Source organism: Vreelandella sp. EE27, assembly GCF_968206495.1.
In genome coordinates, this window is sequence record NZ_OZ309109.1 from 3,056,037 (window position 1) to 3,068,040 (window position 12,004).

At 61.7% G+C, this 12,004-nt stretch carries 13 protein-coding genes; 12 read left to right on the forward strand and 1 reads right to left on the reverse strand.

Annotation, left to right across the window (positions count from 1 at the left end):
* Positions 1-46: 46 nt before the first annotated feature.
* The 3 genes from yajC to secF all read left to right on the forward strand — a co-directional run bounded on the left by yajC (position 47) and on the right by secF (position 3,334).
* The gene (gene yajC / locus ACWHVV_RS14275; protein ID WP_447529712.1) at positions 47-376 is read left to right on the forward strand and encodes a preprotein translocase subunit YajC; all 330 of its coding nucleotides are present in this window, start codon (positions 47-49) and stop codon (positions 374-376) included.
* A gap of 128 nt (positions 377-504) precedes the next feature.
* Positions 505-2,358: a protein translocase subunit SecD gene (gene secD / locus ACWHVV_RS14280; protein WP_447926826.1), complete on the forward strand. Its 1,854-nt coding sequence runs from the start codon at positions 505-507 to the stop codon at positions 2,356-2,358.
* 49 nt (positions 2,359-2,407) lie between these two features.
* Entirely contained in the window at positions 2,408-3,334 is a 927-nt protein-coding gene (gene secF / locus ACWHVV_RS14285) for a protein translocase subunit SecF (RefSeq protein WP_447926827.1), read from the forward strand.
* 171 nt (positions 3,335-3,505) lie between these two features.
* Here the strand turns inward: secF and ACWHVV_RS14290 are convergent, their stop codons facing one another.
* Positions 3,506-4,300 carry an inositol monophosphatase family protein gene (locus ACWHVV_RS14290; RefSeq protein WP_447894124.1) on the reverse strand — a complete coding sequence of 265 codons (795 nt, stop codon included), beginning with the start codon at positions 4,298-4,300 and terminating at the stop codon, positions 3,506-3,508.
* Between the two features lie 144 nt (positions 4,301-4,444).
* Here ACWHVV_RS14290 and trmJ point away from each other — a divergent pair, with 144 nt between their 5' ends.
* From trmJ to ACWHVV_RS14335, 9 genes are all read left to right on the forward strand, one after another.
* On the forward strand, positions 4,445-5,185 hold the full coding sequence (gene trmJ, locus ACWHVV_RS14295) for a tRNA (cytosine(32)/uridine(32)-2'-O)-methyltransferase TrmJ (protein WP_447926828.1): 741 nt from the start codon (positions 4,445-4,447) through the stop codon (positions 5,183-5,185).
* A gap of 75 nt (positions 5,186-5,260) precedes the next feature.
* Complete coding sequence (gene cysE, locus ACWHVV_RS14300; protein ID WP_447926829.1) at positions 5,261-6,148, forward strand: serine O-acetyltransferase; 888 nt, start codon at positions 5,261-5,263, stop codon at positions 6,146-6,148.
* A gap of 127 nt (positions 6,149-6,275) precedes the next feature.
* A complete protein-coding gene (iscR, locus tag ACWHVV_RS14305) occupies positions 6,276-6,743 on the forward strand; it encodes a Fe-S cluster assembly transcriptional regulator IscR (protein ID WP_447529719.1) in 468 nt (155 codons plus the stop codon).
* Between the two features lie 21 nt (positions 6,744-6,764).
* Positions 6,765-7,940: an aminotransferase class V-fold PLP-dependent enzyme gene (locus ACWHVV_RS14310; RefSeq protein WP_447926830.1), complete on the forward strand. Its 1,176-nt coding sequence runs from the start codon at positions 6,765-6,767 to the stop codon at positions 7,938-7,940.
* 26 nt (positions 7,941-7,966) lie between these two features.
* Positions 7,967-8,293 (forward strand): HesB/IscA family protein, encoded by a 327-nt coding sequence (locus ACWHVV_RS14315; protein ID WP_447529721.1) that lies wholly within the window; start codon positions 7,967-7,969, stop codon positions 8,291-8,293.
* A 139-nt stretch (positions 8,294-8,432) separates the two neighbouring features.
* Positions 8,433-8,858 (forward strand): nucleoside-diphosphate kinase, encoded by a 426-nt coding sequence (ndk, locus tag ACWHVV_RS14320; RefSeq protein WP_447529722.1) that lies wholly within the window; start codon positions 8,433-8,435, stop codon positions 8,856-8,858.
* Between the two features lie 76 nt (positions 8,859-8,934).
* On the forward strand, positions 8,935-10,119 hold the full coding sequence (rlmN, locus tag ACWHVV_RS14325; RefSeq protein WP_447926831.1) for a 23S rRNA (adenine(2503)-C(2))-methyltransferase RlmN: 1,185 nt from the start codon (positions 8,935-8,937) through the stop codon (positions 10,117-10,119).
* Positions 10,120-10,290: 171 nt separating this feature from the next.
* Positions 10,291-11,034, forward strand: coding sequence for a type IV pilus biogenesis/stability protein PilW (gene pilW / locus ACWHVV_RS14330; RefSeq protein ID WP_447926832.1), 744 nt, complete (start codon positions 10,291-10,293; stop codon positions 11,032-11,034).
* A gap of 28 nt (positions 11,035-11,062) precedes the next feature.
* On the forward strand, positions 11,063-12,001 hold the full coding sequence (locus tag ACWHVV_RS14335) for a RodZ domain-containing protein (RefSeq protein ID WP_447926833.1): 939 nt from the start codon (positions 11,063-11,065) through the stop codon (positions 11,999-12,001).
* The last annotated feature ends 3 nt before the right edge of the window (positions 12,002-12,004 follow it).

Here is a 12,004-nt window from a genome sequence, read left to right on the forward strand (position 1 = left end):
GGTTTAACCGCTTCACCCATTAACGTCTAACCCAGGAGTTCGCTCGATGCTGGATTTCTTTATCTCCCCGGCGCATGCCGAAGGAGCCGTCGGCGGCGGCGGCGGGATCGCCCAAATCGTCATGTTGGTCGGTTTCGTACTGATTTTCTACTTCCTGCTGTGGCGCCCGCAGGCCAAGCGTGCCAAGCAGCACAAGCAGCTGGTGACCAGCCTGGACAAGGGCGATGAAGTCGTCATCGGCGGCGGCCTGGTGGGCCGTGTGACCAAGGTGTCGGATGAGTTTCTCACCCTGGAAGTGTCCGAAGGCACCGAAGTGAACGTGCAGAAAAACGCCGTGGCCGCGGTGCTGCCCAAAGGTACTATCAAGTCCATCTAATCATTGCCCCACCCTGCCGAACGTGCCAGCCACCCCGGCACGGGTGACATGGTCGATGATGGTAAACGTTGCCGTACGTGGTTCGACCGCGTACGGCAATTCCGTATGTCATTGAAGGCAGGGCTTACATGCTCAACCGTTACCCCCTGTGGAAGTATCTACTGATACTGGTCGTCTTGATCGTTGGCCTTATCTACTCGCTTCCCAATTTATTTCCCGCCGACCCCGCCATTCAGGTAAGCAGCGCCCAGGGCGACACCCTCGACGAACGCGAGATTTCGCGCGTCCAGCAGGCGCTGGCCGATAACGACATCGACGTGACCGGCACCGAACTGCAAACCGGCCAGTGGCTGATTCGCCTGCAAAGCGACGACGACCAGCTCAACGCTCGGGATGTAGCGTCTGAGGTACTCGGGCCCGACGCGACCGTGGCGCTGAACCTGGCCGACGCGACCCCCGGCTGGCTGCAGGCGTTTTCCGCCTCGCCCATGACCCTGGGTCTGGATTTGCGTGGCGGCGTGCACTTTTTGCTGGAAGTGGACATGGACGCGGCCATTACCCAGCGCCTGGAAGTCAACGCCAGCGCCATGCGCGAGCTTCTGCGCGATGAGCGTATCCGCTACCGCAATACCGAAATCGACGGCCAGTCGCTCTCGCTGGACTTTGCAAGCTCGGATGACCGGGACGCCGCAAGACGCCTGATCAGCCGCGAATTCCCCGACTTCGATTACGCAAGTGAAGGCAGCGGCCGCTCATCGACACTGGTAATGTCGATGAGCGATCAAACCGTCAGCGAGATCCAGGACTACGCGGTCAACCAGAACCTGACCACCCTGCGCAACCGGGTGGACGAGCTGGGTGTGGCGGAGCCCATGGTGCAGCGCCAGGGGCCGAGTCAGATCGTGGTCGAACTGCCCGGCATTCAGGATACCGTGGCCGCCAAGCGCATCGTGGGCGCGACGGCGAACCTGGAATTCCGCCTGGAAGCGCGCAACGACACCCCGGACATGGAAACCGAAACCCACGTGTTTCGTAACCAACCGGGGCGCTCGGCGGAGCTGATGCGCGATGTGATCATCACCGGCGACAGCGTTTCGAGCGCGAGCAACAGCTTCGATGAAAACGGCCGCCCCCAGGTCAACATCAACCTGGACGGCACCGGCGGTACGCTCATGAACCGCGCCACGCGCACCAATATCGGGCGCAACATGGCGGTGCTGTTCATCGAGCACAAAAGCGAAGACACCGTGGTCACCGACCCGGACACCGGCGAAGAGACCATCGAGCGCGAGCCCTACGTGGAGCGCGGCCTGATCAGTCTGGCGACTATCCAGAGCGCGCTGGGTAACAGCTTCCGCATCACCGGCCTGGACTCCCCCACCGAAGCCGCCGAGCTTGCGCTGCTGCTGCGCTCCGGCTCGCTGGCCGCGCCTATCTACTTTGCGCAAGAGCGTACCATCGGGCCAAGCCTGGGCGCCGAGAACATCGAGCGCGGCCTGCTATCGGTACAGATCGGCCTGCTGTTGGTGGTGCTGTTCATGCTGGCCCGCTACAAGGTGTTCGGCGTGTTCGCGACCGTGGCACTGGGCTTGAACCTGACCATGCTGGTCGCGGTGATGTCGATGCTGGGCGCCACGCTTACGCTTCCCGGCATTGCGGGTATCGTACTGACCCTGGGGATGGCGGTGGACGCCAACGTGCTGATCTTCGAGCGCATCCGCGAAGAGCTTAGAAACGGGCTGTCGATTCCCCAGGCGATTCACGCCGGCTACGAGCGCGCCTTTACCTCGATCGTCGATGCCAACATCACCACGCTATTGGTGGCGGTGATTTTGTTCTCGATCGGCACCGGTCCGGTGAAAGGCTTTGCCGTAACGCTCTCAATCGGCATTTTGACGTCGATGTTCACCGCGCTGATGGTGACGCGCGCCATGGTCAACCTGACCTACGGCAGCAAACCCGTCAAAAAGCTATGGATCTAATCACCATGTTCCGGATCCTTGCGCTTCGCCCCGACTTCAAGAGGTGGTCATGAAACCCCTATCACACCTGCAAATCGACTTCATGGGTCGGCGGAAGTTGGCGTTTATCGCCTCCGCCATCATGCTGGTCGTGTCGATCATCGCCATCGCCGTTTTCAACCTGAACCTGGGGCTGGATTTCACCGGCGGCACGCTGATCGAAGTGCGCTACGGCGCAGCGCCGTCGTTGGATGCCGTGCGCCAGCTACTGGAAAGCAACGGCTTCCAGGACGTCTCGGTACAAACCTTCGGTGCCTCCACCGAGGTGTTGATTCGCCTACAGCAGGCGTTCGACCCGGACGTCGGTACCGAAGTGGTCGGCCTTTTACGCGAAAGCGGCGACAGCGTTAACCTGATTCGCGCCGAGTTCGTCGGCGCCCAGGTGGGCGATCAGTTGCGCGATCAAAGCGGGATGGGCCTGATGGTAGCGCTTGGCGTGGTCATGCTCTACGTCGCCCTGCGCTTTCAGTACAAGTTCGCTATTGGTGCGCTGCTGGCCCTGGTGCACGACGTCATCATCGTGGTCGGCGTATTCGCGCTGTTCCAGCTCGACTTCAACCTGACCGTGCTGGCGGCGATTCTGGCGGTCATCGGCTACTCGCTCAACGACACCATCGTGGTTTACGATCGTATCCGCGAATCGATTCGCACCTCGCAGATCGACGATATGCCGCAGATCTTCAATGAAGCGATCAACGCCACGCTGTCACGCACGCTCGCCACCTCCGGTACCACGGTGCTGGTACTACTGGCGCTGCTGATTCTGGGCGGCGACATGATCCAGAACTTCGCCGTGGCGCTGCTCATCGGCATCGTGGTGGGTACGTTCTCCTCGATCTACATTTCCGGGGCGCTGCTGCTGCCGCTGAAACTCTCGCGGGAAGATTTGATCCCGACGAAGAAAGTGATCGACGAAGAGGAAGAAGAGCTGCCGTAACGGCGCTTTTCGACCCCAGGGCTCGACCAAAAAAAGCCCCTGCCGGGAAACCGACAGGGGCTTTTTACGATTCACTACTTACCACTCACTATTTACCACTTACCACTCACGATTCACGATTCACGATTCACGATTCACGATTCACAACTTACGATTCACCACTCACAAACATCAAACGTGCGGCGCCAGCTGCTTGATCAACGCCTTGTAGAGGCGCGGGCCGGCGGCCATCAGCTGGCCTTCGGGCTTGATCGAGGGCTGGCCTTGCAGCGTACCGGTCAAGGCACCGGCTTCTTTTAGCAGCAACGAGCCCACGTGCAGATCCTGCTCTTCGAGACCGAGCACGAAGAGGCTATCCACACGCCCGCAGGCAAGCTCGCAGATATCCAGCAGGCCGCTACCGGTGGCAATCAGCGTGTCGGTTTGCGGGGCTACGTGCTGGGCCACGCTCAAATAAGCGGGAAGATGGGTATCGCGTAGCCAGGAAGGCGGCAGGCTCATCGCCATGCGGGTACCGGGAAGCGCGGTCGATTTGCTGACGCGCATACGCTTGTCGTTGTGCTGGGCGCCGCTGCCGCGGCTGGCGATGTACTCGTCGTCGCCGAAGGGGGAAATCACCACTGCGTGTTCCGGGCGGCCTTTTTTAAGACACACCACGGAAAGTGCAAAGCCTTTACCCGCCACGGACAAATTGGAGTAGCCGTGAAGCGGTTCGATGTTCCAGACGATGTCGGCGCCGTCGCCTTCGCCCGCCTTGTGCGGGGTATAGCGGCCGCTTACGCCGTGCTGCGGGTAGCCGCGCTGGAGCTGGTGCACCACGGTGGCTTCCGCCTTGCGCGCGGTGTCTTCTAAAAGCCGCTCGAGGTTGGACTCCTCATGAGCGTTTTCGATACGCTCGCGAACGCGTAAAAATTGTTCAACGGCGCTACGCGCAGCGCGCAGCGTAAACTGGACCATCGGATTCATGATCAAACCTTGCACAGTGATGTTAAAGAACGGCGGCACAGAAAGGGTGAACGTGCCTTTGGCGCGCAATTCTAACAGAGCCCCCTCGGGCTTGCTATCGACTCATGATAAACTGCGCGCTTAACGTCACTACCGAGCCTTTTCATGCTTGAGCGCATCCGCATCGTTCTTATCGGCACCAGTCATCCCGGCAATATCGGCGCCGTTGCCCGCGCCATGCACAATATGGGACTCGCGGACCTCCGTCTGGTCGCACCGCGCTGCGAGGTCATCACCCAGGACAGTATCTCCCGCGCCTCGGGGGCGGACCATCTGCTGCACAGCGCCCAGGTGGTGGGCAGCCTCGAAGAGGCGGTCGCGGACTGCACGTTGGCCGTCGGCGCCAGCGCCCGTTCGCGCACCCTCCCCTGGCCGATGCTCTCGCCGCGCGAGCTGGGCGATACGCTTTCCACCGAGTGCCGGGCGGATAACGCCCAGGTAGCGCTGGTATTCGGCCGCGAGGACAGCGGCCTGACCAACTCAGAGCTTCAGCGCTGCCACGCCCACGTGCATATCCCCACCAACGCGGACTTCAGCTCGCTGAATTTGGCCGCGGCCGTGCAGGTGATTAGCTACGAATGCCGCGTGGCCTGGCTTGCGGGCCAAGAGGCTTCGCCAGTCGAAAGCGACGATACGCTTGCCACCCATGAAGAGCTCGAGCGCTACTTCGAGCACCTGGAACGCACGCTGATCACCATCGATTTTCACGACCCGGAAAAGCCCCGTCAGCTCATGGCCAGGTTAAGGCGGCTTTACCTGCGCGCGCGGGTCGAAAAATTCGAGATGAACATTCTGCGCGGCGTGCTCACCGCCACGGAAAAAGCGGCGGGCGAAAAGCCGCGCTAAACTGACGCCACGAACTCAAAGGCCGCGGCCCGGGGCGCGACTCTGTCGTGCGCCCGGCGCCCTGGCCTAACGAAAATGCGCTGTTGCCTGAACGAAGGACCCCCCATGTTTGAACGTTTGCGTGAAGATATTAATAGCGTGTTCGACCGCGACCCCGCGGCGCGCAACTTCCTCGAGGTACTCACCAACTACCCGGGCCTTCACGCGCTGCTGCTTCACCGCGGCGCTCACTGGCTCTGGAAGAAAAACCTCAAGTGGCTGGCGCGCACGATTTCGACCTTCGCCCGCGCTCTGACCGGCATCGAGATCCACCCGGGGGCGACCATCGGGCGTCGCTTTTTCATCGACCACGGCATGGGCGTGGTGATCGGTGAAACCGCGCTGGTCGGCGACAACGTAACCCTCTACCAGGGTGTGACCCTGGGCGGCACCAGCTGGAATAAAGGCAAACGCCACCCGACGCTAGGCGACGGCGTCATCGTCGGTGCCGGGGCAAAGATTTTGGGGCCGTTCACCGTAGGCGCCGGGGCGAAGGTGGGCTCCAATGCGGTGGTCACCAAGGAAGTACCCGCCGGGGCGACCGTTGTGGGGATTCCCGGCAAGGTCGTTCAGCGCCCGGACCCGGACGTGGAAGCCGCACCCGAGGTCGACCCGGCCCGGCGCGAGGCCATGTGCCAGAAATTCGGCTTCGACGCCTACGGCGTGAGCCAGGACATGCCCGACCCGGTGGCGCGCTCCATACAGGCGATACTCGATCACATGCACGCCGTCGACGGACGCATGGAGCGCATGTGCGCAACCCTTGGCAAGCTCGACGCCAGCTACCGCGAAGGCCGCCTGCCCGAGCTCAACGACGAGGATTTTGCCGGCGTGCTGGACGAACACGAAACCGGCTGCGAAGGCCTTGAGCCCGGACCCACGACGCCGCCCCCCGCATCCAAGACGGACGATACCCAGCGCTAGCCTGACACCCCCGCCCGGCAGGCGCCCGGAAAGTCACTGACCATAATAGTTGACCAAAGTACTCGGGATTTCCCATAATGGTCCTCTATTTTTGTCAGTGCGCCCAAGGTTGGCACCGGGATTTCCTATGCGTTTGACCACCAAAGGCCGTTACGCCGTGACGGCGATGCTCGATTTGGCGCTTCACGCCGAGCAAGGCCCCACGTGTCTGAACGATATTTCAAAGCGTCAGGAGATTTCGCTTTCGTACCTGGAGCAGCTGTTTGCACGGCTGCGCCGGGCGGGGCTGGTCAAAAGCGTGCGCGGCCCCGGCGGCGGCTATCTGCTGGTCCGCGAACTCGACGACATCAGCGTCGCTCAGGTGATCGACGCGGTGAACGAAAGCGTCGATGCCACGCGCTGTCAGGGTATGTCGGATTGCCAGCAGGGCGATATCTGCCTGACCCACTACTTATGGTGCGAGCTCTCCGGTCAGATTCGCCAGTTTCTTGATGACGTCACACTGGGCCAGCTCGCCAAGCGCCCGGACGTCTTGCAAACGGCGACTCGTCAGCGCCACCGCGTCGATGCGAGCATCCTCGCCTCTTCCCAATGATTTAAAACGCCGCTGGAACCCATGACGACGACTTCCGCCCCCCCGCTTCCCGTTTATCTGGACTACGCCGCCACCACACCGGTGGATGAACGCGTGGCCGCTGTCATGCAGCGCTACTTGACGGTGGATCAGCTCTTCGCCAACCCGGCCTCGCGCAGCCATATGCTGGGCTGGCAGGCCGAGCAGGCCGTCGAGCAGGCGCGCCGCCAGGTAGCGGATACGATTGGCGCAGACCCCAGGGAAATCGTCTGGACCAGCGGCGCAACGGAAGCCGACAACCTGGCGCTGACCGGTTTCATGCGCGCCAATCGCGAGCGTGGCATGCACCTGGTGACCTCGACCATCGAACACAAGGCGGTGATCGATACCGCCAAGGCCCTGGAGCTCGAGGGCTTCGAGGTCACCTGGATCACGCCGGGAAGCGATGGCCGCACCACGCCAGAACAGCTCAAGGCGGCGCTTCGCGACGACACCATCCTGGTCTCGCTAATGGCGGTGAACAACGAACTGGGCGCGGTCAACGACATTGCCGCACTCGCCAAAACGGCCCACGAATTCGGCGCGGCGTTTCACACCGATGCCGCCCAGGCGGTGGGGCGTATTACGCTCGACGCCGCCGCCCAGGAAGTCGACCTGATGTCGCTTTCCGCGCATAAAACGTATGGGCCGAAAGGAATAGGCGCGCTTTACGTGAAACGCCATCCGGATATTCGTGTCGAAGCGCTTATCCACGGCGGTGGCCACGAGCGCGGTATGCGCTCGGGCACGCTGCCCACCCATCAGATTGCCGGTATGGGCGAGGCGTTTGCATTGATGCGCGAGGTCGGCGAGGCCGACCAGGTCAACATCGCGCGCCTGAACGCACGGTTTTTGAAAGGCCTTGAAGGGCTGGGCGGCGTGCACGTCAACGCGGCAAGCGAGCACGCCGTGCCCAACATCGTCAACGTGGCGTTCGAAGGCGTGGACGGCGAGCCGCTTTTGATGGCGCTGCGCGATCTGGCGATATCCACCGGCTCGGCCTGTAACTCTGCAAGCGTCGAACCCTCTTATGTATTACTGGGCACCGGTATCCCGCGAGAGCTCGCCCACTCATCGCTGCGCTTTAGTTTTGGGCGCTTTACGACCGAACACGAGATCGATCATGCGCTTGGCCTGATCCACCATGCGGTGAGCGGTTTACGCACACCGCCGCGCTAAGGCCGAAACGTTCAAGGAGCATGCCAATGGCAACACTAACGATTACCCAGGACGCCGCTAAACAGATCCGTCACGTGCTCGATGAGCGCGGTCAGGGCCTGGGGCTTCGCGTCGCCGTCAAACCAAGCGGCTGCTCGGGCTATAGCTACGTGCTGGACTTCGCCGACGAAGCGAAAGACGACGAAGTACGCTTTGAAGAGCATGGCGCCAGCGTCTATGTCGACCCGCAGGCACTGGAAATGCTCGACGGCAGCGAAGTCGATTACGTCAGCGAAGGCCTCAACCGCTACTTTCGCTTCAACAACCCCAACGTCAAGGATGAGTGCGGCTGCGGCGAGAGTTTCACCGTTTAGCCGAACCGGTATTCATCCCCGCTGGGAGGCGCTATAATCGCGCCCACTTGGCTTGGCGCTTGGCGTCTGCCACGAGATTTTTGCGCCGCTTCATGATGAAGCGGCACTTTCTGTTATATACCCTCTAAGGAGCTACACCATGGCGACCGAACGCACTCTTTCCATCATCAAGCCCGATGCCGTTGCAAAAAACGCGATTGGCGACATCATCGCGCGTTTTGAAAGCGCCGGTCTGCGCGTCGTTGCCGCCAAGATGCTCCATCTTTCCGAAGAGAAAGCGGGCGGTTTCTACGCCGAGCACAAAGAGCGCCCCTTCTTTAAAGATCTGGTCGGCTTCATGACTTCTGGCCCGGTCGTCGTTCAGGTACTGGAAGGCGAAGGCGCCGTTGCCAAAAACCGCGACCTGATGGGTGCGACCAACCCGAAAGAAGCCGAAGCGGGCACTATCCGCGCCGACTTCGCTGAAACCATCGACGCCAACGCCGTTCACGGTTCCGACTCCGCTGAAAGCGCCGAGCGCGAAATCTCTTACTTCTTCGGCAACGACGAAATCTGCCCGCGCTAATCCCGCGCTGGCGTTTCACACGCGTTGCTGGCCATTTTTGCGGGGGTTCGCCCCCGCCCTTTCCAAGCGCTGAGCCATGACCACCACCGTAGCCCAACATACGCCGGATGCGACCGTCGCCTCCAAGTCCTCCTCTGATGCATCCGCTGCACCGGCGCTGCAAAATCTGCTGGGGCTTTCCCGCGCGCAGATGGAAGCCTTCTTTCTATCGATTAGCGAGAAAAAATTCCGCGCCGCCCAGATGATGAAGTGGATTCACCAGGAGGGCGTCGACGATTTTGCCGCGATGACCAACCTTTCCAAAGCGCTGCGCGAGAAGCTCGCCCAGGTGGCGGAAGTTCGTGGGCCGGCGGTGGTGTACGAAGGCACCTCGACGGATGGCACTCGCAAGTGGGTGCTCGAGGTGGAAGATGGCAGCTACGTGGAAACGGTGCTGATCCCGGCGGAAAACGGCAAGCGCCGTACGCTCTGCGTCTCCTCCCAGGTGGGGTGCTCGTTGGACTGCAGTTTCTGCTCCACGGGTAAGCAGGGCTTTCAGCGCAACCTGACCGCCGCCGAGATCATCGGCCAGGTGTGGGTCGCGCAACGCAGCGTCGGCCCGCGCCGCGACACGGCCAACCGCCCGGTGACCAACGTGGTCATGATGGGTATGGGGGAGCCGCTTCTGAATTTCGACAACGTCGTGCCAGCCATGAAGCTGATGCTCGACGACAGCGGTTACGGCCTCTCCAAGCGCCGGGTGACGCTTTCCACCTCCGGCGTAGTCCCCATGCTCGACAAGCTCGGCGACGAGATCGACGTGAGCCTGGCGATCTCGCTGCACGCCGCCAATGACGAGCTCAGAAACGAGCTAGTGCCGATCAACCGCAAGTACAACATCCGCGCGCTTTTGGATGCCTGCCACCGCTACCTGGCCAAGTGCCCGGAAAACCGGCAGGTGACGATCGAATACACCCTGATCAAGGATGTGAACGACCAGCAGGAGCACGCCGAGCAGCTCGCCGATCTGCTCAAGGAACTTGCCTGCAAGATCAATTTGATTCCGTTCAACCCGTTTCCCAACTCAGGGTACGAGAAGCCCTCGCGCAATCAGGTCATGCGCTTTCAGCAGTGGCTTTACGACCTGGGTTACAACGCCACCGTACGCATGACGCGTGGCGACGATATCGACGCCGCCTGCGGGCAGCTCGTGGGGCGTGTGAAGGACCGCACCAAGCGTAGTGCGCGCCATATTCAGTCGGTACAGCTCGACGCCGACTAACGCGCCTTGACTTCCATCCGGCACAGCGCTTTGATGGACCCTGTTTCGACCTGGCATAATGGTCTGATAAACATCGGCGTTTGGTTAACATCGACGTTTGATAAAGCCCGTCACCTGAGACGGACCGGCGTCGAGCAGGTAGCGGTTTAACATTCACCCACGAGGGCGTACATGATTGACGGTAGGCGCGCGACCCCCTTTAGAGTATCGATACTGCCCGTGCTGCTGGGTAGCCTGATGCTCGCCGGGTGCGCGACGACCAGCACGCCTTCCTCGCAGCGCACCGGTCAGGACGCTGCCAGCGCCTACAGCGAACTCGGCATTGCCTACCTCGAGCGCGGTAATCTTCCCCGCGCGCTTAACGCCCTCGACCGCGCCCTCGAAGCCGACCCGCAAAATGCCGAGGCACTTCAAGGCATGGCGCTGGTCTATCAGCAACAGGGCGAGAACGCGTTGGCCCAGCGCTATTTCCTAAAGGCCGTCGAGGCGGCGCCCTCTTTTACCCGCGCGCGTAACAACTACGCAGCGTTTTTATACCAGCAGGCCCGTTTCAACGAGGCCTGCGAGCAGTTGGAGCTCGCGTCCCAGGACGCTCAGTACGCCAACCGCGCCCAGCTTTTTACCAATTTAGGGCAGTGCTACGTGGCGTTGAACGATGTCAACCGCGCCCGCGAGCGGTTCGCGCGTGCCCAAAGTATCGACCCGCGAAGTCCGCGCGGGTATTTAATGTTAGCCGAATTGGAAGCTTCTCAGGGCAATTACGACCGCGCCTGGGCACCACTGCAAAGTTACCTGCAGTTGGCCGGCCCCGACCCACAGGCGCTAACACTGGCCGCCACGATTGCCCGCGCCCGCGGCGATGAACAAGCCGCCGCGGATTATCAGCGTCGGTCACTGGACGGCCCAGCGCCCTGATCACCTAATTATTGAAGGATGCTCAGCCATGAGCGACACACATTTAAACGAGAATATAACGACCTCGACCGCTTCGACCGCCTCTCCCGGCGAGCTGCTCAGCAGTCAGCGTGAACAGCTTGGCGTACCGCTCACCGACGCCGCCCTGGCGCTGAATCTGCGCCCCGCCGTGGTCGAAGGGCTCGAGCGCGACCACTACGATGAGATCCCCGTGGTCACCTACCGGCGCGGCTACCTGCGTTCCTACGCCAAATACCTGGGGATGGATGAGCGGGTCGTGCTGGAAGCGTATCAGGCGCGCTTTGGCACTGCCGACGCCGAGCGCAAGGTAACGCCAGTGACGACCTCGCGGCCCCCGTCGCGGGCCGGCGCTTGGCTCTTTAAGCTGGTGACGCTATTAGTGATTGCCGGGCTGATCGGCGTGACGGTGATGTGGTGGCAAAGCCGTGGCGGCAGCGAACCGCCGAGCATGGGTGCCACGCCCTCGTCCGAAGAAGAGAGCCAGTTCGCCACGCCGGAAAACGATGCGGCCGCGGATCTTCCTGACACGCCGGTCTCCTCCCCCGAGCCAAGCGATGCCCAGAACGGCGCAGACGAAGCAAGCGCCGAGCAAGCGTCGGTCAGCGAGCCCGAGCCGGTGCAGCCGTCCGAGACCGCGATCGAATCGGCCCAGACGATTGCCGCTACGCAAGCGGAAGGCGGCGAAGAGCAGGCTCAGACAGACGCCAGGACGATGGCACTGACCTTTAACGAGCAGTCCTGGACCGAAATTTTCGATGCCACCAATCAGCGCGTTTTCGTGGGCCTGCAAACACCGGGCACCACGGCTACAGTTGAAGGCGAACCGCCTTTTCGACTCACCATCGGTAACGCCACCGGCGTGGAACTGATCTACCTGGGCGAGAGTGTCGATCTTGGCCAGCGCGCCGGTGCCAATAACGTTGCCCGATTTACTCTAGGAGAGTGATCC

Excerpts from the sequence above, each read along its gene's own strand:
- yajC (WP_447529712.1), top strand. The coding sequence starts at position 47 with ATGCTGGATTTCTTTATCTCCCCGGCGCATGCCGAAGGAGCCGTCGGC.
- secD (WP_447926826.1), top strand. The coding sequence starts at position 505 with ATGCTCAACCGTTACCCCCTGTGGAAGTATCTACTGATACTGGTCGTC.
- secF (WP_447926827.1), top strand. The coding sequence starts at position 2,408 with ATGAAACCCCTATCACACCTGCAAATCGACTTCATGGGTCGGCGGAAG.
- ACWHVV_RS14290 (WP_447894124.1), bottom strand. The coding sequence starts at position 4,300 with ATGAATCCGATGGTCCAGTTTACGCTGCGCGCTGCGCGTAGCGCCGTT.
- trmJ (WP_447926828.1), top strand. The coding sequence starts at position 4,445 with ATGCTTGAGCGCATCCGCATCGTTCTTATCGGCACCAGTCATCCCGGC.
- cysE (WP_447926829.1), top strand. The coding sequence starts at position 5,261 with ATGCGCTGTTGCCTGAACGAAGGACCCCCCATGTTTGAACGTTTGCGT.
- iscR (WP_447529719.1), top strand. The coding sequence starts at position 6,276 with ATGCGTTTGACCACCAAAGGCCGTTACGCCGTGACGGCGATGCTCGAT.
- ACWHVV_RS14310 (WP_447926830.1), top strand. The coding sequence starts at position 6,765 with ATGACGACGACTTCCGCCCCCCCGCTTCCCGTTTATCTGGACTACGCC.
- ACWHVV_RS14315 (WP_447529721.1), top strand. The coding sequence starts at position 7,967 with ATGGCAACACTAACGATTACCCAGGACGCCGCTAAACAGATCCGTCAC.
- ndk (WP_447529722.1), top strand. The coding sequence starts at position 8,433 with ATGGCGACCGAACGCACTCTTTCCATCATCAAGCCCGATGCCGTTGCA.
- rlmN (WP_447926831.1), top strand. The coding sequence starts at position 8,935 with ATGACCACCACCGTAGCCCAACATACGCCGGATGCGACCGTCGCCTCC.
- pilW (WP_447926832.1), top strand. The coding sequence starts at position 10,291 with ATGATTGACGGTAGGCGCGCGACCCCCTTTAGAGTATCGATACTGCCC.
- ACWHVV_RS14335 (WP_447926833.1), top strand. The coding sequence starts at position 11,063 with ATGAGCGACACACATTTAAACGAGAATATAACGACCTCGACCGCTTCG.